The organism is Streptomyces sp. NPDC046870 (genome assembly GCF_040704595.1).
Taxonomy (GTDB): Bacteria; Actinomycetota; Actinomycetes; order Streptomycetales; family Streptomycetaceae; genus Streptomyces; species Streptomyces argyrophylli.
The window spans coordinates 223,768-243,416 of sequence record NZ_JBEYXM010000009.1; the positions used below are offsets into that span (position 1 = coordinate 223,768).

The 19,649-nt window shown below is 71.6% G+C and carries 14 protein-coding genes and 3 pseudogenes; 13 read left to right on the plus strand and 4 right to left on the minus strand.

Features of this window, described 5'->3' with window-relative positions; translation table 11 throughout:
* Complete coding sequence (locus AB0946_RS21715; protein WP_366762267.1) at positions 1–1,536, minus strand: 4-hydroxyphenylacetate 3-hydroxylase N-terminal domain-containing protein; 1,536 nt, start codon at positions 1,534–1,536, stop codon at positions 1–3.
* Between the two features lie 157 nt (positions 1,537–1,693).
* On the opposite strand from AB0946_RS21715, the gene AB0946_RS21720 reads away from it, so the two are divergent.
* Both AB0946_RS21720 and AB0946_RS21725 read left to right on the plus strand, forming a co-directional pair.
* Positions 1,694–4,543, plus strand: coding sequence for an AAA family ATPase (locus AB0946_RS21720; RefSeq protein WP_366762268.1), 2,850 nt, complete (start codon positions 1,694–1,696; stop codon positions 4,541–4,543).
* A 340-nt stretch (positions 4,544–4,883) separates the two neighbouring features.
* Positions 4,884–5,474 carry a malonic semialdehyde reductase gene (locus tag AB0946_RS21725; RefSeq protein WP_366762269.1) on the plus strand — a complete coding sequence of 197 codons (591 nt, stop codon included), beginning with the start codon at positions 4,884–4,886 and terminating at the stop codon, positions 5,472–5,474.
* Positions 5,475–5,476: 2 nt separating this feature from the next.
* Here AB0946_RS21725 and AB0946_RS21730 read toward each other — a convergent pair.
* Both AB0946_RS21730 and AB0946_RS21735 read right to left on the minus strand, forming a co-directional pair.
* A pseudogene (locus tag AB0946_RS21730) lies at positions 5,477–5,713 on the minus strand (FUSC family protein); the annotation flags it as partial.
* 400 nt (positions 5,714–6,113) lie between these two features.
* A complete protein-coding gene (locus AB0946_RS21735; RefSeq protein WP_366762270.1) occupies positions 6,114–7,235 on the minus strand; it encodes a hypothetical protein in 1,122 nt (373 codons plus the stop codon).
* Between the two features lie 210 nt (positions 7,236–7,445).
* Here AB0946_RS21735 and uvrA point away from each other — a divergent pair, with 210 nt between their 5' ends.
* The 5 genes and pseudogenes from uvrA (at position 7,446) to AB0946_RS21760 (ending at position 13,045) form a co-directional block, all read left to right on the plus strand.
* A complete protein-coding gene (uvrA, locus tag AB0946_RS21740; protein ID WP_366762271.1) occupies positions 7,446–9,914 on the plus strand; it encodes an excinuclease ABC subunit UvrA in 2,469 nt (822 codons plus the stop codon).
* A gap of 175 nt (positions 9,915–10,089) precedes the next feature.
* A pseudogene (locus AB0946_RS21745) lies at positions 10,090–10,182 on the plus strand (NAD-dependent dehydratase); the annotation flags it as partial.
* Positions 10,183–10,310: 128 nt separating this feature from the next.
* Entirely contained in the window at positions 10,311–10,475 is a 165-nt protein-coding gene (locus AB0946_RS21750; protein ID WP_176986079.1) for a hypothetical protein, read from the plus strand.
* Between the two features lie 218 nt (positions 10,476–10,693).
* Positions 10,694–12,475, plus strand: a complete 1,782-nt coding sequence (locus tag AB0946_RS21755) for a helix-turn-helix domain-containing protein (RefSeq protein ID WP_366762272.1) — start codon at positions 10,694–10,696, stop codon at positions 12,473–12,475.
* Positions 12,476–12,673: 198 nt separating this feature from the next.
* The gene (locus AB0946_RS21760; RefSeq protein WP_366762273.1) at positions 12,674–13,045 is read left to right on the plus strand and encodes a DUF2267 domain-containing protein; all 372 of its coding nucleotides are present in this window, start codon (positions 12,674–12,676) and stop codon (positions 13,043–13,045) included.
* A 60-nt stretch (positions 13,046–13,105) separates the two neighbouring features.
* Here AB0946_RS21760 and AB0946_RS21765 read toward each other — a convergent pair whose 3' ends face one another.
* Positions 13,106–13,996, minus strand: a complete 891-nt coding sequence (locus tag AB0946_RS21765) for a LysR family transcriptional regulator (protein WP_366762274.1) — start codon at positions 13,994–13,996, stop codon at positions 13,106–13,108.
* Positions 13,997–14,109: 113 nt separating this feature from the next.
* On the opposite strand from AB0946_RS21765, the gene AB0946_RS21770 reads away from it, so the two are divergent.
* The 6 genes and pseudogenes from AB0946_RS21770 to AB0946_RS21795 all read left to right on the plus strand — a co-directional run bounded on the left by AB0946_RS21770 (position 14,110) and on the right by AB0946_RS21795 (position 19,328).
* The gene (locus tag AB0946_RS21770; protein WP_366762331.1) at positions 14,110–15,450 is read left to right on the plus strand and encodes an MFS transporter; all 1,341 of its coding nucleotides are present in this window, start codon (positions 14,110–14,112) and stop codon (positions 15,448–15,450) included.
* Positions 15,451–15,545: 95 nt separating this feature from the next.
* Positions 15,546–16,391: an aldo/keto reductase gene (locus AB0946_RS21775; protein ID WP_366762275.1), complete on the plus strand. Its 846-nt coding sequence runs from the start codon at positions 15,546–15,548 to the stop codon at positions 16,389–16,391.
* Positions 16,392–16,404: 13 nt separating this feature from the next.
* Positions 16,405–17,274 (plus strand): NAD(P)H-dependent oxidoreductase, encoded by an 870-nt coding sequence (locus AB0946_RS21780; protein ID WP_366762276.1) that lies wholly within the window; start codon positions 16,405–16,407, stop codon positions 17,272–17,274.
* 148 nt (positions 17,275–17,422) lie between these two features.
* A pseudogene (locus tag AB0946_RS21785) lies at positions 17,423–18,220 on the plus strand (IS982 family transposase); the annotation flags it as partial.
* A 314-nt stretch (positions 18,221–18,534) separates the two neighbouring features.
* Positions 18,535–18,954, plus strand: a complete 420-nt coding sequence (panD, locus tag AB0946_RS21790; protein WP_366762277.1) for an aspartate 1-decarboxylase — start codon at positions 18,535–18,537, stop codon at positions 18,952–18,954.
* A gap of 29 nt (positions 18,955–18,983) precedes the next feature.
* Positions 18,984–19,328: a GNAT family N-acetyltransferase gene (locus AB0946_RS21795; RefSeq protein WP_366762278.1), complete on the plus strand. Its 345-nt coding sequence runs from the start codon at positions 18,984–18,986 to the stop codon at positions 19,326–19,328.
* Positions 19,329–19,649: the final 321 nt, after the last annotated feature.

Below are 19,649 nucleotides of genomic sequence, written 5' to 3' on the forward strand. Positions count from 1 at the left end.
TCACGAGGCGTTCTGGCGAGAGGCGTCCTGGCGTCGGGCGTAGTCCGCCTGGGCCAGGTACGCGGTCTCCGGCTGCCCGTCGCTGCTCACGCCCTCGATGCCGCAGACCTTGCGTGCGAGGTCCGCCATGCTGCCGCTGGGGGACATCTCGGCACGTTTCATCGTGAGGCTCCGGATGGCCAGCAGGGGCGTGCCGTTGAAGTTCTCGAAGGTGCTGATGCGGTCGCCCCAGTCGGACAGGAACATGTCGCGGATCACGCGGCTGATCTTCAGCCGGTCGTGCGGCCTGCCGACCGGTCCGGTCTGCAGCGCCGCCAGCCACGGCCGCAGTTCGGGCCGCTCCCACTGCCCCTCGGTGGGATAGATGAGCGCGGCACGACCGGACAGGTCGATGAGCTCGTGGGTCAGGTCGGTGATGTGCTCGATGTAGTACGCCCGCCCGAAGTCGAACATCAGGACGTTCGGCTTGTAGATGCCGCCGGGAGTGAAGAACCCTTCGTCCTCGGAGGCGATCACATGCGCCTTCAGCGTCTGGAGGAAGCCGGCGAACCGGGCGATCCGGGCCTGGACGGGCGGCAGTTGATAGGTGCCGATGTGCTCGGTGATCAGGAGGGCCAGACCGAGCATCAGCTCGGCCTTCACCATGGCACGCACCAGCGAGTGGTAGTGCAGCCAGTCGAAGACGCGCTGCGGGTACAGTGAGGCGTGCTCGGGGTTGCCGATGTGGAAGACCCGGTCCCAGGGGATGAGCACGTCCTCGAACACGATGATGCTGTCCAGCTCGTCACCCTGTGAGGCGAGCGGGTGCTCCACCTCCTCGCCGTCGCGGACGTTGCTCTCGCGGCAGATGATGGTGACGCCGGGGGTGTTGGGCTTCACCGCCCCGTAGATGATCTGCTCCGCCACGATCCCGGGGCGGTAGAAGACGCCGATGTGGATCCAGTCCCCGAAGGCCGCGCCGGTGCTGATCGCCTTCACACCCCGCACGGTGATGCCCTCGTCCGAGGTGGCGACCACCCGCAGCGCGGGGGACTGGGCCTGTGCGGAGTCGCGCGAGCGGTCCGCCTGCGGGTCGACGAAGGCCGGCGTCGCGTTGAGGTCGCCGTCCCGCATCACGTTCCAGAAGTCGAGGATGCCCCCGGTGAGGTCCCGCCCCTCGGTCCCGACGGACTGGCTGCTCCAGGGCTCGGGGTCGTCGACGTAGGTCAGCAGGACGTAGTTGTTGACGTCCGGCGTGCGAGGGATCGCACCGCCGCCCAGTTCCCGCTGCACCGTCTCCATGTAACGCCGCTTGCGCAGCAGATCCTCCTTGGAGCGGTGCTGGAACCACGTCATGGACCGCCGGACACCGTCCTCGTCCAGGAACGTCATGACGTCCCGGAGGTCCGGACGGTGGTGCAGGTCGTAGAAGTCCGCGATGCTCCGGGCGTACGCCCTGGTCCTGGGGTGCGTGGAGACGTCGTCGACGAGTTCGTCACCCACCCACACCGTGCGGCCGTCGTTCAGCGCCGCCAGGTATTCCTTGCCTGTACGCACGTCGTGCTCCTCTCGGGGCAAGAGATCTGGACGACCCGAAGGATGCGTCGTGACGGGGTGAGCGGCCGGCGCGGAACCGGCAATCACCCGGGTGAAAGCGCCGGGCACACGGGAACCGGCGTTGAGGGCGATATGGCCGTGGGGCATGCTGGGCCCCATGCGCAGCACAGACCCAGCGGGCGACCGGCCCGGCGGGCGTGGGAACCAGGCCATGAGCGCGCTGCGCCTCAGGGGACGCGACCGGGAGATCACGGCTGTCGGTGAGGCCCTGAACGCGGTGCGTGGCGGACGGGGTGCCTGCGTCGTCGTCGAAGGCGCACCCGGCGTCGGCAAGAGCCGGCTGCTGGCGGAGCTGGACGGCATGGCACGGCGGTCCGGTTTCGACGTGGTGTCCGTACGGGCCGACGAGCTCGACCAGTACGCCGCGGGAGCCGCCCTGCAGTCCGCCCTGCAGTCCTGCGACGGTTCCGAACCGACGGCCACGGCCGCCGACGACCAGCGGCTCTGGCTGCTCGACAGCATCACGGACGCCCTCGAGGAGCGTGCCCAGCGCGCCCCGGTCGCCGTGCTGGTGGACGATGCGCAGTGGGCCGATCCGGCCACGCTCCTGGTGCTGCGCACCCTGCCTCGACGACTGGCGGCCTCGCGGATCCTGTGGGTGCTGGCGGTACGGTCGGAGACGGAGCGGCCGACCGTCGCCAGGGTGCGGGAGGATCTCGAACACCTCGGAGCCCGGTGGCTGACCCTCGGCCCGCTGCCGCAGCAGGAGCTGCAGCACATCGCGGCCGACGTCCTCGGGGCGAAACCGTCACCCGGGCTGGCCCGGCTCCTGCGGGGCGTCGCGGGAAACCCCTTCCTGGCGATCGAACTGGTACGCGCCTTCGCCGACACGGACGCCGTCAAAGTGGAGGCGGGCGTGGCGAGCCTGCTGCACGACGGCATCCCCGTCGGTTTCCGGCGGAGCGTCGCCGCGCGTCTGGACCGGCTTCCGGAGGACGGCCTGCGCCTGCTCCAGATCGGGTCCGTCCTCGGCCGGGAGTTCGACCTCGGCACGGCCGCGCGCATGCTCGGCAGGCAGGCCGGCAGCCTGCTCTCCGGCGTCGAGGCCGCCCTGAACGCCGGTCTGCTCTCGGGCGAAGGCCCGCGACTGGCGTTCCGCCACGACCTCATCCGGCAGGCCGTCCACGAGAATCTGGCGCCGGCCGTACGGACCGCTCTGCACCGGGAGGCCGCCGACGTCCTGCGTGGCATCGGGGCGCGATCGGCCGAGGTGGCCTGGCACGTCGTCCTGTCGGGCGGCCCGGTCGACGACGACGCCGTGACCACGCTGACCACCGCGGTACGGGAACTGTCCTCGTCGGCCCCTGACGCGGCTGCGGACCTCGCTCAGCAGATCGCCGGACGGCTGCCCCCGCACGACCGGCGGCGCGTCGCCCTGCTGACCGATGCCGCCGAGTACCTCGGCCGGACCCGCCGGGTGCACCAGGCACTCGACCTGGTCGACGCCACCCTGTCGGACCTGCCGGAGCCGCTGCAGGAGGCCCGTCTGCGCCTGGTGGCCGCCGAGATCCACCAGGCCGCGGGCGACGACGCCGCCGCGATGACACATCTCCGACAGGCTCTGGCACTTCCCGGGCTGCCGGCCGACCTGCGCGTCCGGCTGCTGAAGACCAAGGCGACGGGCCACGTGTACCTCGGGGACATCACCGCTGCCGAGCAAACCGACGTCGGGCTGGTCGAGGCCTCCTACCGCAGCGAGGATCCGGCCGTCGTCGTCAGCGCCATGGTGTTCCAGTCGCAGACGTTCTTCTACCGTGGGCGTCTCGCCCGCGCCCTCGAACTCGCCGAGGAGGCCACGGCACGCGCCGGCACGGAGTCCGGCGTCCTCCACCTGCGGCCTCCGCGGATCCCCGCGCTGTGGCTGGCCACGGTGCTGACCGCCACCGACCGGCTCGCGGACACCGAGCGGGTGCTGCGGGAGGGACAGCACGAAGCGGAGGCGCTGGGCCTGGGCTGGTCGCTTCCCCACTGGCATGCGAGCCGTGCCTGTGCGCTGTTCGAACAGGGGGCGCTGGACGACGCGGCCGTGGAGGCCGAGTCCAGTCTGGTGGTGGCCGACGAACTCGAGATCACCCAGCCGAACCGGCAGGCCCGCTCCGTACTGGCGATGGTGGAGATCAGACGCGGTGACCTCGGCAAAGCCAGGGACCAGCTCCGTGCCGCCGAAGCCGGTTCCGGCACGAGCACCCAGCGGTTCGGCCCGTGGGTGTCGCTCGCGCGCGCCTGCCTGGCCGGCGCGGAGGGCCGGGATGCCGCAGCGGCAGCGGCGCTGGGCGGCTTCACGGACGCCGAGCCGGTACGGCTGCTCGCGGTGCCGCCGTCCCACTGGCCCGGGATCGTGCGCATGGCGCTCCGCGGTGAGGACCCGTCGCTCGCGCAGGCCGTGTCCGGCGCGTTGCGCACCCTCGCCGAACTGGACGACAGCCAGCAGATCATCGGGACCGTCCGTGCCCACGTGGACGGCCTGCTCCACGACGACCCGGCTGCACTGGAGTCCGCCGCCACCGGTTACCGGAGCACCGGCAGGCGGCTGGCCCTGGCCGCGGTCTGCGAGGACCTCGGGGACCTCGTGGCCGCGTCGGGCGACACCACGTCGGCGATCCCGTACTTCGAAGAGGCGGGTGAGCTGGCGTCGGCTTCCGGAGCCCTGCGCGATCACGAACGGATCATGCGGCGCCTGAGACGCTTCGGCGTGCGCACAGCCGTCCCACGGCACCACACGAGCGGCGCACCGGGATGGGAGAGCCTGACCGAATCCGAGCGGAAGCTCATCCCGCTCGTCGTGGAGGGCCTCACCAACCGGGCCATCGCCGACCGGCTCTACGTGTCCGTGCACACCGTCAACACGCACATGAAGCACATCTTCACCAAGCTCGGCATCAACACACGCGTCGAACTGACCCGGTTGGCGATCGAACGGGGCGGCGTCTCCGACGGGGGAGACTGAGCGACGCCTGCGGCGGCGGGGCGCGGCGGCGAGGATCCCGTGAATGGGCGATGCCGGCGCCCGACGCACCGGTGATGCTGATCGCTGACGGCGCCACAGGCACGGCGCCGTCAGCGATCCGGCCGACAAGGAGTACCGATGCGGCGGAACTCCGTGCCGGGTCGTGGACGGATGCTCGACCGGGGCCCGGGGTGGCCGGCACCTGGCCGGGTGCCGTCGCGTACCGCGGCTCCCGACCACGACGGCTGTCTGCCTGCTCGCTGTCAGCGCCCGGTTCCTCCGCTTCTCGGTTCGCCGCACCACCTAGATGCCAAAGCCGCACACCCGTAAGGGGTTCACCATGTCACTCGCTCTCGACCCCGCAGCCCAGGCCCTTCTGTTCCGGGAGGCACGGACCGCCAACACCTTCACCGACGACCCGGTGACGGACGACCAGATGAAGGCCGTCTACGAACTGGTCAAGTACGGCCCCACCAGCATGAACCAGCAGCCGCTGCGGATCGTGCTGGTTCGTTCCCCCGAGGCGCGCGAACGCCTGATCGGACACCTGTCCGAGGGGAACCGCAAGAAGACCGCGGCCGCCCCACTCGTCGCCGTCCTCGCCGCGGACAACGAGTTCCACGAGGAACTGCCCAGCCAGTTCCCCCACTTCCCGCAGGCAAGGGACCTCTTCGCCGACCGTGCGGTGCGTGAGCGGTCCGCAAGGCTCAACGCGGCTCTCCAGGTCGGCTACTTCATCATCGGCGTCCGCGCGGCCGGCCTCGCCGCGGGACCGATGACCGGCTTCGACGCCGAGGGCATCGACAAGGAGTTCTTCAGCGACGGCGAGCATTCGGTTCTCGCCGTCGTCAACATCGGCAGGCCGGGCGAGAACGCCTGGTTCCCGCGCTCCCCGCGCCTGACGTACGCCCAGGTGGTCACGACCGTCTGATCCGCGCCGAGCGCGACCACCTTGCGCGGACGCCAGCTGCGCTGGAAGGTGGCCCCACCCGCGGAGTAGGCGCCGAGGGCGGCGGACGCCGCACAGGCAGGGGAGACCAGCCACAGCGCCGGCCCCATCACGATCGCCACCCCAGCGGCCGCACGCAGCGCGAGCAGGGGCTCCAGCCGCGTCTCCTCGATCGTGAGCCCGGATCGCACGACTTCCCCGAAGGCTCGCAGCCACGTCACGGGTGTCCGCCCGACCGGAACGCCCTGCCGGGTCGCGTCGGCCTGGTCGAGGTGCGGCAGCCCTCGTGCAAGGAAGCCTCCCACAGGGTCCGCCGGCCGGCCGGCGGCCGCAGCCGCTGGAGGGCGTGAGCGTCCGCCGTCCGTCCTCCAGGCCGGCGCGCGGGCAATCGTCGTCGGTTCGGGGCCGTGGCTCCGGCACGTCTCCGTGCCGTTCACCCGGAACAGGTGGAACGGTCTCTTTGCCGCCGGCCCCGCCCGGCGGAGCCTCGGCGCTCCGGCGGCGTGCCGTGCGGGTCCCCGTCGGCCCCCGAGACGAAACAAGCACGCACAGACCGATCAGCGGAAACCCCGGACCCGGACGACCACCCACCGACGGCACATCTCCGGCTGAGGTCCCCCGCTAGCCACCGCGGGCGTCCTCCAGCGCGCTGCGACGCTCCTGTTCGCGCTTGGAGTAGGCGGCTGCCCGGATCGCCTCGTCGCTCTCCAGGCCCGATCCCAGGGCGCCGCCCACCGTGGCGACCGAAGCGACGAACCAGGACAGCGTCCAGTACTCCGAGGCGTGCAGCGGCGTTCGTGTCGTGGTGGCGAACAGCCGGTCGTCGAGGATGAACAGCGCCCACACCAGGTTGACGACCATCAGCCCCACGTAGCAGACGATCACCCCGATACCCACGGTCACGACCGTCGAGGCGTTGTAAAGAGCCGCCCTCTTCCTCGCCTCCGGCGAGACCTCATCCGTTCGATGCCACAGGTTCGCGTCCACGATCAGCCAGCCGATCATGAGCGCGACGGACCCGACCATGGCGATCAGCAGGTGCGGCGTGGTCAGGGAGGTGGCCAGGTTCCAGAGGGTGGAGTCCACGGTGGCGACTGCTCCCGTGGCGAGCGCGGCTGCCAGGGCCTTCGACAGACCCGGCACCAACCGCCACGGATGGTTGGCGCGGACCATACCGCCGAGCACCCTCAGGTAACCGCGTGGCCCGCTGACGACGTACCGGAGATCGGCGATCTCCTCCTCACCGACCTGGCCCGGACGGATGGACGCGAGACGACGGACGAAGGGCCCCCGCAGCGGCCGACTTCCCGGAGGCCCTTCAGGCCCGGTGGCCTGCGGGCCCGCCAGACCGAGCACGGCTTCTTCCACGGCCTGCCGGGCCCTGGTCTGCAGCCGGAAGACCCCCAGCGCGGGAAGGGACAGCAGCGCCAAGCCGTGGTCGTGACTCAGATCCATCACGAGCTTGCGCCCGTGTGAGTGCAGCGGAAGGTCGGTGAGGGCCACGACGACGTCCCAGTTCCCCTCACTTCCGCGGTCCATGATCCGGCGCGTCAGTGTGGACAGGTCCTCGGTCCCCGCCGTGAAGGGCTCACTGACCACCTCGACGTCGAAGCGTCGTCCCTGGCCTGATCTGCCGGCGAGCCGATCAGGAAGCATCCGGGCCATACGCTGCGCGATCTCCGTCGGCGCATCCGGATCCGCCAGAAGAGCCACGACCGTAACGTCCTGAGACGACACCCGCATGACTCCCTATCGTCGGCTGCCCCCGTGATCGCACGTGGCCACAGGATGCCCCGGAGGTACCCCCGACGCCGTGTGACACGCTGGCCCCTGCCGGCAGGTGCGGGCCGGCCGGCACGTCCACGGTGAAGCACTCTGGAATGTTCCCCGGGAGCGGGGCCCGGTGACGGCGCCTGTCGCGCGGTTCCCGGCGCGATCAGGTAATCAGGAACGGTGAACAAGGACGCGACCGACTCCTTCGTGCGCGTGCGGGGCGCCGGTGAGAACAACCTGCGGAACATCGACGTCGACATTCCGCGGGACGCGATGGTCGCCTTCACCGGCGTCTCCGGTTCGGGCAAGTCCTCGCTCGCGTTCGGCACGCTCTACGCGGAGGCCCAGCGGCGCTACTTCGAGTCCGTGGCGCCGTACGCCCGAAGACTGCTGCAACAGGTGGGCGCACCGCACGTGCAGGAGATCACCGGACTGCCACCGGCCGTGGCCCTGCAGCAGCGACGCGGGTCGCCCGGCTCGCGCTCGACGGTCGGCACCCTCACCACGCTGTCCAATCTGCTGCGCATGCTGTACTCCCGCGCCGGCACCTATCCGCCCGGTGCCGCACGGCTGGAAGCCGAGTCGTTCTCCCCCAACACCGCGGCCGGCGCCTGCCCGCACTGCCACGGACTGGGCGTCGTGCACGACGTGGCCGAGGACCTGCTCGTCCCGGACCCTTCGCTGAGCATCCGCGAAGGGGCGATCGCCGCCTGGCCGGGCGCCTGGCAGGGCGCCAACCTGCGCAGTGTCGTGAGCGGCCTGGGGATCGACATCGACCGCCCGTGGCGCAGGCTCAGGAAGAAGGACCGGGACTGGCTGCTGTACACGGACGAGCAGCCCTCCGTGTACGTCGAGCCGGAGGAGGGCCGCGTCGACTACGGCTACCAGGGCACGTTCTGGAGCGCCCGCAAGCACGTCATGCACGTCCTCGCCGACTCCAAGAGCGAGAAGATGCGCGAACGGGCGCTCCGGTTCGTCAGGAGTGTGCCCTGCCCCGCCTGTCACGGCAGCGGACTGCGGCCCGAGGCGCTCGCCGTGACCTTCGCCGGACGCTCCATCGCCGAGATCAACGCGATGCCGCTCACCGAGGTCGTGGCGCTGTTGCGGCCCGTGGCGGGGCGGTCCGAGGCCGACGCCACCACGTCGACCGCCCGATCCGGGGAGACGACCGAGGTCGCGGTCCGCATCTGCGGCGATCTGGTCGCGCGGATCGAGGTGCTGCTCGACCTGGGCCTGGGATATCTCGGCCTGGGGCGCCGCTCGACGACCCTGTCGCCGGGCGAGGCGCAGCGCCTGCGGATCGCCACCCAGCTGCGCTCGGGGCTGTTCGGCGTCGTCTACGTCCTCGACGAGCCCTCCGCGGGCCTGCACCCGGCCGACGCGGAACCGCTGCTGGACGTGCTGGACCGCCTCAGGGCCGCGGGCAACTCGCTGTTCGTGGTGGAGCACGACATGGACGTCGTACGGCGGGCGGACTGGGTGGTCGACATCGGCCCCGGTGCGGGCGAGGGCGGTGGACGCGTGCTGTACAGCGGCCCGGTCGCCGGCCTTGAGCGGGTCGGGGAGTCGGCCACGAGCCCGTACCTGTTCGGGCGCGCCCAGCCGCTCGATCACCACCCGCGCACCCCGCACGGCTGGCTGCACCTGCGCGGCGTCTCCCGCCACAATCTGCACGACGTGTCCGTGGACGTACCGCTCTGCGTCCTGACGGCGGTGACAGGTGTCTCCGGTTCCGGGAAGTCGACGCTGGTGACGCAGGTGCTCGCCGAGGTCGTCCGCGGCCACCTCGGACTCGTACCCGAGGAGCCCGACGAGGCGCGGCTGGAGGTCGACGTCCAGGACGCGTCGGGGGTCGAGTCGTTCGACCGGCTGGTCCGGGTCGACCAACGGCCCATCGGCCGGACCCCCCGGTCCAACCTGGCCACGTACACCGGGATGTTCGACGCGGTGCGCAAGCTGTACGCGGCGACGGACGAGGCCAGGGCGCGCGGCTACCCGGCCGGGCGGTTCTCCTTCAACGTGCCCGAGGGGCGGTGCGAGACCTGCCAGGGCGAAGGGTTCGTCGCGGTGGAACTGCTGTTCCTGCCCGGCACCTACGCGCCGTGCCCGACCTGCGGAGGCGCCCGGTACAACGCCGAAACGCTGGAAGTGACCTATCGGGGCAAGAACATCGCGGAAGTACTGGCGCTGTCCGTCGACGCCGCCGCCGAGTTCCTGTCCGCCGTCCCGGCCGCCTCCCGCAGTCTGGAGACGTTGCGCGAGGTGGGACTGGGATACCTGCGGCTGGGCCAGCCCGCGACGGAACTCAGCGGCGGTGAGGCGCAACGCATCAAACTGGCGACCGAACTGCAGCGAGCCCGGCGCGGGCACGCGCTGTACCTGCTCGACGAGCCGACGGCGGGGCTGCACCCGTCCGACATCGCGCTGCTGCTGCGACAGCTGCACCGGCTCGTCGACGCCGGCAACACGGTCGTCCTCGTCGAGCACGACCTGGACACGATCGCCACCGCCGACTGGGTCATCGACCTCGGTCCGGGCGGCGGCGACGCGGGCGGGCGGGTGGTCGCGGCGGGCCCGCCGGCCAAGGTGGCCAGGGCCCGCCGCAGCGCCACCGCACGCTATCTCGCGGCCCGGCTCGCGCGCTCCTGACGACAGATTCGCGAGCGCGCATCCCGGCGCACCCGCGGCGCGACCCGGTGGCCGGGTGGTCTCGCGCACCAGCGCGGTGCGCGCGTACGCTGGCTTCGCGGCAACCGCGGGACCCGACCTGCCGCGGAGGTCCCGCAGCCCGGCGTGAGCGGTCGCGTGTGGCGAGAACGACTCCATGCACGTGGTGATCGCGGGTGGACACGGACACATCGCGCGCCGACCGACCCGGCTGCTCCCGGCGCGCGGCGGCAACGTCACAGGGCTGATCAGCGACGGGCGTGGACAGCCCGCCGCCCGGCACCGGCCCGGTGTTCGCCGCCTGCCTGAAGGCCAAGGGCGGGGCGGACGCCCGGGAGAAGCTGAGAGGATGGACGTGAGCGACGAAGGAGGCCCGTCATGAAATCCGGAGCTCCTGATTACGACGCCTGGTACTCGCGCACACCCTCGCAGGCCGAGGGCGAGCGTGACGAGACGGGCGAGCGTACCGCAACGGAACAGCACCCGGACGTCCCCCGGAGCGAGCCATCCCAGGCCGAGGGCGAGCGGGGCGACGACGCCTAGCGCCACCGGGCGACCTTTCGCCGGGGGCCGGGGCAGGGCGCACTTTTCGCGCGCTGTCACCGGCTCCCGGCCCCGCCTGCCGTCGAGCAGTCCGTACAGGTGCTGCGCGGCGGCGTTCTGTCCCTCGAAGAGGCCACACATCTCGGGTAGCCGGCCCGTGAGCGGGTACGCGACATGCCGCTCGGTTCTCTGAAGGTTTCGAGGGACGGAGTGGTCCCATGGCCGGCAGTGGGGCGCACAGCCTGTACCACCGCTACTCCCGCCGGAAGGGCGCCCTTCCGCGGGGCGGCGCCGGGCGGCACCCGATGGCCGCGGGTGGAGGGCCCCGCCCGCCCGCTCGCGCCCCGGCCGGCCACGCCCTCCGTGAACTGGTCGCGCTCTCCCGCGCCCTGTTCGGCACTCCGGACGAAGTCGAGATCCTGCGCCTGGCCATGGACCACATAGCCGCCGCGGGGCCCTACAGTGCCGAGGCCGGATACCTCAATGTGGCCGGCGACCTGCTCCCCACTCCGAGGGACGGGCAGATGCCCGCCGTGGCCGTGAGCCGGAGGGTGCGGGAGCTGGCCGGGCAGGACGGCAACGTGACCGTACCCGGCAGGCCCTGGGGCCGGGCCCTGGGGCTACGCGGACTCGAGGGACTCCACGGCTATCTCGTGGTGACGTCCCGCTCCCGGCCCAGCGAGGCCGAGCGAGCCGTGCTCGCCACGCTCGTCCGGCACACCGCTGCCGCACTGTCAGTCGCTTTCGCGCATCGCCGCCGACGCGAGGACGCGCTGGAGCTGCGCCGGCTGAGGGTCGAACGTACAGCCCTCCAGCGGCAGCTGATCTCCGTGGTGGCCGAGCTGGGCTACGAGCGAGCCGTTCACGCGCTCATGGCCGGCGTCGCTGCCTCGGGTGGCGGCGAGGAAGCCGTCACCCGCGCACTGCACGGGCTCACGGGACTTCCTGCGCTGGTCGAGGACCGCTTCGGTCGGCTGAGGTCCTGGACCGGCCCCAGCCGCCCCGTCCCCTATCCCGAACCCGACCCGGTGCGCCAGGACGAAATGCTGCACGCCGTCGCCCGTCAGGCCGGGCCGGTGCGGATAAGGGACCGGCTGATCACGCTGATCCGCCCGCACGGCGAGATCCTGGGCGTGCTGGCCCTCGTCGATGCCCGGGACGAGGCCGACGAGCACACCGTGCTCGCGCTGGAACACGCTGCCGCGTCACTCGCCCCGGAACTGACGCACCTGCGCGAACTGGCCGAAGTGGAGCTGAGGCTGCACCGCGAGCTGGTGGACGACCTCCTGGCAGGGACGGACGAGGCGAGCGCCTATGCCCGGTCCGAGGCAGCCGGACACGACCTGCACCGCAGCCACTACGTCGTCGTGGTGCGGTGGTCGAACCGGACCGCCGACGACTCCTTCGCACGGACCGTGGCGCGGGCGGCCTCGGCCGTGGGCATGCGCTCGCTGCTGACCCGACGCTCCGACCACGTCGTCCTGGTCACCGACGACAGGCCGCACCCCCGCGCGCTGTACGAAGCGCTTGCCCGGGAGACCGGAACACGGTCCGGGACGATCGGGGTGAGCGCCCCTTCCGACTCCCTGAACGACATCCCCCACCACTACCGGGAGGCCCAGCGCGCCCTGGACGTGCGCCGCCACTCCCGCGAGCGCTACGGCACGACGTTCTTCGACGAGCTCGGCCTCTACCGCATCCTGGGACCCGGCAACGATTTCCGGGAACTGGAGACGTTCGTGCAGGACTGGCTCGGGCAGCTCATCGACTACGACGCCCGCCACCACGCGACCTTGGTGGAGACCCTGTCCCGGTACTTCGACTGTGGCGGCAACTACGACGAGACCGCGGAATCCCTCGCGATCCACCGCAGCACGCTGCGCTATCGGCTCCAGCGCATCCGCGACATCAGCGGCAACGACCTCGCGAACGTCGAGGACCGGCTGAACCTCCAGGTGGCGACCCGAGTGTGGAAGATCGTGCTGGGCGGGCCCGGCTGACATCCGGGCCGGCGTGGCCGGGCTCGTGTCGTGGCCTCACCTGGCCGGCGAGGCCCTGCACACCACGGTGCACGGAGGCGTCAAGCCGTGGGCGGTCACGGTCACCGCCGTCCGTGGGCGGGCGCGGGCCGGACCGGCGTGGCAGGCTTGCAGGGTCCGCGCCGTTCGTCGCACCACAGCAGCGAAGGAGCACGACGCATGGATGAGCAGGAATTCGTCCGTACCGTCGCCGAGCGCACCGGACTTGGCCGCCAGGAGGCGGCGGATCTGACCTGGGCCACGCTCGAGACGCTGGCCCACGGGCTGAGCCCGGGGGAGGCCGGCGACCTGGTCACCGAGCTCCCCGAGGGCCTCGCGGACGCGGTGCGCCGGGGAACCACGGACCGCATCGAGCGCTTCGGCCACTACGACAGCGTGCGGCGCGTCGCCGAACGCACCATGCTCAAGGAGGAGGAAGCCGACCGGGGTGTGCGCACCGTACTGGCCGTGCTCCGCGAGGCGATCAGCGAGAAGGAGTTCGGCGACCTGATGTCGCAGCTCGGAACGGACTTCGCCCAGGCCCTCGAATAACGAGGCGAACGCGGGGGCCGGACACCCCCGACGGGTGACGTCCGTGCCGCGGCCCGGGCGTCACAGGGCGATGACGTGGAGGCCGACCAGGTCGAGCAGCGCCCGCAGGGCCGAGCTGGGCCGCCGGGTCGACGACGTGCCGAGGTGCATGCTCCAGCGGAGCACGGTGCCGTGGACGTCCAGGACGTGCAGGCCGGGGGTGCGGGCAACGGCGAACGCGGGCAGGAAGGCGATGCCCAGACCGTGCCGGACCAGTGCCGCCCCCATGTCGATGTCGGGCACTTCCAGTGCCACCCGGCGTGCGACGCCCGCCGCCGCGAACGCCCGGTCGACCACCTCGCGGTTGCCGTAGCCCGGCGGGAAGTCCACGAAGGGCTCCTCCGCGAGGTCCGCAAGCACCACCTCTCCCCGCTGCGCGAGCGGATGGGCGGCGCTCACCGCCAGGACGAGCGGCACGGTGGCCAGCTCCCGTGCGTCGATCCCGGCGGGCTTGCGTTCGGGCAGCGACAGGAAGGCCACGTCAAGGTCCCCGCTGAGCAGCGCCTGCGCCAGTCCCGCCGAGCCGGCCGTCGCCAGCCGCAGCCGTACGTCGATCGCCGGATGCCGCGCGTGCAGCTGCCCGAGGAGCGCAGGCAGGTCCACCACCTCGACCGAGGCCATGGCCCCCACGTTCACCGTGCCGCGCAGCGTGTCCTGTGCGGCGCGTACGGCGTCCTGGGCGACCTGGGCGGCGTTCAGGGTGGCCCGGGCCTCCGGCAGCAGCGCGGCGCCCGCTCCGGTGAGCCGGACCTGCTGCGACGTGCGCTCGAACAGCGCGCAGCCGAGCTCGCGCTCCAGGGAGCGGATCGCGGCGGACACCCCAGACTGCACCACGTGCAGCCGACGGGCGGCACGCGTGAAACTCAGCTCCTCGGCGACCGCGACGAAGTGCTCCAGCTGACGTAGCTCCACAGCAGAAGTATCACTCGCATTGCTGGAGCCCAGCAAAAACATTCGTTGGCACTGATTCAGGCTGGTGAGCAGGATGGAAAGCGCCATCCGCTTCCGCCCGAGGAGGGGTACCCCTGCCTGCCGTTACGAGGCCGCCGAGCCGTCCCACAGCCGACGTTCCCGACGACCCGGCCCACCGGATTCCAGCACCCGCTCCCGCCGACCTGCCACCCCGCGCCCCCGCCCGGCGCCGTGCCTCGCACACGACCGGCTTCTGGTTCGTGGCGGTGGCCTTCACCGTGCTGATGGCGTTCGGTACCGCGCCGACCCCGCTGTGGCCGCTGTACGAGGCCCGGGACCACTTCGGCGCGACCACGGTCACGGTGGCGTACGCCTCGATGGTCGTGGGCGCGGCGGCCGCCTTCCTCGGGCTGGGGCACCTGTCGGACCGGCTCGGCCGGCGGCGCATCATCGTCCCGGCGCTGCTGGTCGGCATCGTCGCGTCGGTCGTACTGATCGTGTGGCGGGACCTGCCGGGGCTGATCGCGGGCCGGATCCTGAACGGTGTCGGACTGGGGCTGATGGCCTCGACCGCGACGACGTACCTGCACGACCTCCACCACGAGGTCCGTCCGGAACGGACGGGTTCGGTGCTGCCCGGCATCGTGGCCACCGCCGCCAACCTCGGCGGCCTGGCCTCGGGGCCCCTGGTCGCCGGAGCGGTCGCCGAGTGGCTTCCCGCGCCCCTGATCACCACCCAGGCGATCTTCACGCTCGCCATGGCAGTGTGCCTTGCGCTGGTGCTGTGCACCCCGGAGACCGTGGACCTGGAGTTGCCCGCGGCCCGACCGTCCAGCAGGTTCGTCCTGCGCCCCGGCGGCCGGCGGGCGTTCGGCGCGGCCGGCGCGCTGGGCGCCTTCGCCTTCGCGATCCTCGGCCTGATCTCCTCCCTCGGGGCGAGCGTGCTCCACGGCACCCTGCACACCGACTCGCACCTCGTGGTCGGCCTGGCGGCCTTCCTCATGTTCGGTTCCGCGGCGGCCGCCCAGCTGGTGCTGGGCCGCCTGCCGCTGCCCCGGCTCCTGACCGTGGGGGCAGTGGTCTTCCCGGTCGGGCTGGTCCTGTGCGCCGTCGCCCTCCACCACCCGGCGCTCTGGCTCTACCTGGTCGCCGTGTCCCTGTCGGGAGCCGGCTCCGGGCTGCTGTTCAAGGGAGGCGTCGAACGCGCCGGTTCGGTGGCCGAGCCCGCCTCACGCGCGGGAGTCCTCGCCGTGTTCTTCGTCGTCGCGTACCTCGGAATGGGCCTGCCCTCCGTCCTGTTCAGCATCGCCCTGCGGCACTTCGCCGTGCAGACCGCGATGATCGGTTTCGCGACGGTCCTCTCCTGCGGCGCCGTCGTGTCGGTGGTCGTCGCGTTGCGGGATCGCGCACCCGGTCCCGGCGAGCTTACGGCGCGGTCCGCTCACTCCTCCTGACCTCCCTGCGGCGCATGCGACACGGCTGTCTGGGAGGCGCGGACCTGGGCACCCGGTGCGGGTGCGCGCGACACGCGGCAGACGGGAGGCCCGAGATGTCTGCGGAATCGGCCGGAACGATCGCGCTCCCCTCTGGTGAGGAGATCGCGGCGCTCGGGCAGGGCACCTGGTACCTGGGCGAGGACCCGGCCCGGCGTGAGCAGGAGATCGCCGCACTGCGGCTGGGCGTGGACCTGGGGATGACCGTCGTCGACACGGCGGAGATGTACGGCGACGGCGCGGCCGAGGAACTCGTCGGGGAGGCCCTCCGCGGACGCCGGGAGGAGGTCTTCCTCGTCAGCAAGGTGCTGCCCGGCCACGCCGACCGGAAGGGCACCGTCGCCGCCTGCGAGGACAGCCTGCGGCGGCTCCGTACGGAGCGGCTGGACCTCTACCTGCTGCACTGGCGGGGCCGGTGGCCACTGGAGGAGACCCTTGCGGGATTCACCGACCTGATGGAGGCGGAGAAGATCCGTTACTGGGGCGTGAGCAATCTGGACGTGGCCGACATGTCCGAACTGACCACCCTCCCCGGTGGCGACGCCGCGGCCGTCGACCAGGTGCTGTACAACCTCTCCCGGCGCGGCATCGAGTGGGATCTGCTCCCCTGGTGCCGCGAGGCCGGGGTGACGGTCATGGCCTACTCCCCGATCGAGCAGGGGCGGCTCCTGAAGGGTGACGCTCTGGGTGCCGTGGCCCGGGCCCTCGGAGCCACGCCGACCCAGGTGGCACTCGCCTGGGTGCTGCAACAGGGGGTGAGCGCGATCCCGCGTTCCGGATCACCCGACCACGTCCGGGAGAACCGCGGCGCGGTGGACCTCCGCCTTCCCACCGAGGCGCTCGACGCCCTCGACGAGGCGTTCCCGGCACCCAGCGGGCCCACGCCCCTGCAGATGCTCTGAAGGAGCTGACAGGATGACGCGCCCGCTCGTCGTCGGAATGGGAGGTTCGCTGCGCTCCCCGTCGACCAGCCTGGCCGCATTGTGTGTGGCGGTCGAGGGGGCGGCCGACGCGGGCGCCGGCACCCTGGTGATCGATCTCAAGCGGCTGGCTCTTCCGTTCTACACGTCCGAGCACGGGATCCCGGCGTCCGCCCGACGGCTCGCGGACACCGCTCAGGCCGCCGACGCCCTGCTGTGGAGCAGCCCGACGTACCACGGCTCGGTCAGCGGCGCGTTCAAGAACGCGGTGGACTGGCTCGCCCTCCTGGCCGACCACGACCCGCCCTACCTCAGCAACAAGCCCGTGGGGATGCTGACGACCGCCGGTGGGGTGCAGGGCCTGCAGGCGATCAACGCGATGGAGTTCATCGTGCGGTCGCTGCGCGGCTGGGCCGTACCGCTCGTGTTCGCGGTCCCGCGGTCCTCCCGGGTCTTCGACGGCGACGGACGCCTCACCGACCAGGCGGTCGCGGACCAGTTGCGCGGCCTCGGCGCGGAGGTGACCCGGGCGGCCCTGCAGTTCCGGGCGGAGGGCACGTGCGACTACGCGCAGGAGCGGCCGTCCGGGACTGAGTCCCGCCGGTCACGCAGGGGCGCCGGGCTCGCTCAGGGCCCGGTCCGCTCCACGGGCCGGTGCTCGCCGCGCGCCCCGGAGCGCCCGGGTGGGAAGTGCGGCAGCACGTGTTCGGCCAGTTCGTCCATCACTTCGGCGACCGGACGGCGGCTGTGCTTGAAGTTGGAACGCAACTGCCCACCAGGTGGCAGTGGTCACGATCGATCGGTCACAGTCGGGAGCCCGGAGCGGGTGCTGACCGGGCTGCCGGGCGCGTTGAACGACTTCTAGATGAATGAGTCCGATGTTTGTGCTGGCCGCGACCATGGCGAAGGGCGCCCGTTGGCTCGTGTGTGACTACCAGCCTGGACGCCCTTCTTGCGGCACTGTCCGTGTTCATCGACGACCACGTGGCCCTCGTCGCCGGATCGGACGCCCCCCCAAACTGACGGACGCCGAACTGCTGTGCCTCGCCGTCGCCCAGGTGCTGCTCGGCTTCTCGTCGGTTCGGCACTGGATCCGCTTCGCCCACGCCCGGCTCGGGCATCTGTTTCGCTACCTGCCCCAGCAGTCCGCCTACAACAAGCGGCTCAACGCCGCCTGACCGCTGATCAGTCACGTGATCGAGGCCCTGGCCAGGCAGGTGCCCACCTGGCACGACGATCTGCGGCTGATCGACTCCACTCCGCTGCCCTGCGCGGCCTCTCGCGAGACCGTCAAACGCTCCGAGCTGGCCGGGCACGCCGGCTACGGCTACTGCCGCAGCTACTCCCGCCTCTTCTGGGGATTCCGGCTCTACCTGCTCACCACGGCCGAGGGCATGCCGGTGTCCTGGTGCCTGGCTCACCCGAAAGTGGGCGAGCGGGAGGTGATGACCGCGCTGCTGGAACGCGACCACCACCTCGTCCGCAGCGGGCAGGTGATCCTCGCGGACAAAGGCTTCGCCGGGCGGGAGTTCGAGGCGTTCCTCACCGAGCGCCTGGGCGTGCATCTGATGCGGCCGGACCGCAAGGACGAGCCGGTCCGGCACGGCCGCCTGGCACGTGTCCGCCAGTGGATCGAGGCCGTGTTCGACATCCTCAAAGGCCAGCTCAGCCTGGAACAACACGGCGGCAGAACCCCGGCCGGAGTCTTCGCCCGCACCGGACAAAGACTCCTCGCCCTCGCCGCCGGCATCTGGCACACCTGGACCATCGGCGCCGAGATCAAACGGTCCCTGATCGCCTATGACCACTGAGAACATCGGACTCATTCATCTAGGTCAATGCGGGCGGTGGCTCCATGCCCGACGAAGTGCATACCTGGCACATCGTCAGGTAAGTCAGCATCTGGTCAGCATCAGTTCCCGAACATCCTGAGAGGCTGTCCGAACGGGCGTCTGGTCGGTGGCGCCACAACAGCCTGGTTGGCGCCGAGGCCCAGGCAGGAGCCTTGTCACCAATGACAAGCGATGTTCCTCACAAACAAGGACTTCGACGCGTGCCGGTGTAGAGTTAAGACCGCCCTTGACCTGCAGAAAGCTGGCAGGGAGCCGTCATACAGGAGTCCAAAGTGCTGCGTACTCTATTCAAGTCCAAGATCCACAGAGCCACCGTCACCCAGGCCGACCTGCACTACGTGGGATCGGTGACCATCGACGCGGATCTCCTCGACGCCGCCGACCTGTTGCCCGGGGAACTGGTGCACATCGTGGACGTCACCAACGGCGCCCGGCTGGAGACGTACGTCATCGAGGGGGAGCGCGGGTCCGGGGTCATCGGGATCAACGGGGCCGCGGCCCACCTCGTGCACCCCGGCGACCTCGTGATCATCATCAGCTACGCCCAGGTCACCGACGCGGAGGCCAGAACGCTGCGGCCCCGGATCGTGCACGTCGACGCCGGCAACCGGATCGTGTCCCTCGGCGCCGATCCGTCCGAACCGGTGCCCGGCTCGGACCAGCAGCGCAGTCCGCAGGCCGTAGGAGCCTGACCGGACGAGGACCAGGAGCATGCCTGCCCATGAGCGAGACCGGGATCCGCGACGACCGGGCGGCGGGCCGCCTGGAGGCCGTCGGCGACGGTGAAGTCGTCGGTCACATCGAGTACTTCGTCCTGGAGGCGCCCGAGCGCGCCCTGGTCCCCGTCCACACGATCGTCGAGCCCGCCCACGAGGGCAGGGGCATCGCCGGATCGCTCGCCCGCGAGCTGTACGCCCTCGCCGAGCGCGAGGGCGTCCCGGTGGCCCCGCTCTGCCCGTACGTCGTGAAATGGGCCGAACGCCACCCCGAGACGGCCCCGCCGGCCGACCCCCGGCTGCTGACGGCCGCGAAGGACTGGCTGCGCGCCCACCCTGACCGCTTCTGATCGAGCCGCGGTCCACCCGGGCCGGCCCCAGCCGGTCCGAGCGCGCGGCGCACCCGGGGCCGTACCGCCGCGCCACCCGCCCGGACCCGTTCGGTGCTGCCGTCGGGTGAGTGGCCGGGCGGTCGCCGGGTAGGCGGGGGAGTAGTCCAGAGGCGACGTCCCGTGACTGCCCGGAGGACACCATGACGAACCCGCACCCCGATCCGGTACCGCCGGGCCCGACCCCGGGTCCCGGCCCGACCCCTCCGGATCCGTACCCGAGCCCGGTCCCCACCCCGGAACCGGCCCCGGAGCCCACGCCACCCCCACCGGGGCCCGACC

Bases quoted from the DNA above. Each gene is read 5' to 3' on its own strand.
- AB0946_RS21720 (WP_366762268.1), top strand. From the start codon at position 1,694: ATGCGCAGCACAGACCCAGCGGGCGACCGGCCCGGCGGGCGTGGGAAC.
- AB0946_RS21725 (WP_366762269.1), top strand. From the start codon at position 4,884: ATGTCACTCGCTCTCGACCCCGCAGCCCAGGCCCTTCTGTTCCGGGAG.
- AB0946_RS21735 (WP_366762270.1), bottom strand. From the start codon at position 7,235: ATGCGGGTGTCGTCTCAGGACGTTACGGTCGTGGCTCTTCTGGCGGAT.
- AB0946_RS21750 (WP_176986079.1), top strand. From the start codon at position 10,311: ATGAAATCCGGAGCTCCTGATTACGACGCCTGGTACTCGCGCACACCC.
- AB0946_RS21755 (WP_366762272.1), top strand. From the start codon at position 10,694: ATGGCCGGCAGTGGGGCGCACAGCCTGTACCACCGCTACTCCCGCCGG.
- AB0946_RS21760 (WP_366762273.1), top strand. From the start codon at position 12,674: ATGGATGAGCAGGAATTCGTCCGTACCGTCGCCGAGCGCACCGGACTT.
- AB0946_RS21775 (WP_366762275.1), top strand. From the start codon at position 15,546: ATGTCTGCGGAATCGGCCGGAACGATCGCGCTCCCCTCTGGTGAGGAG.
- AB0946_RS21780 (WP_366762276.1), top strand. From the start codon at position 16,405: ATGACGCGCCCGCTCGTCGTCGGAATGGGAGGTTCGCTGCGCTCCCCG.
- AB0946_RS21795 (WP_366762278.1), top strand. From the start codon at position 18,984: ATGAGCGAGACCGGGATCCGCGACGACCGGGCGGCGGGCCGCCTGGAG.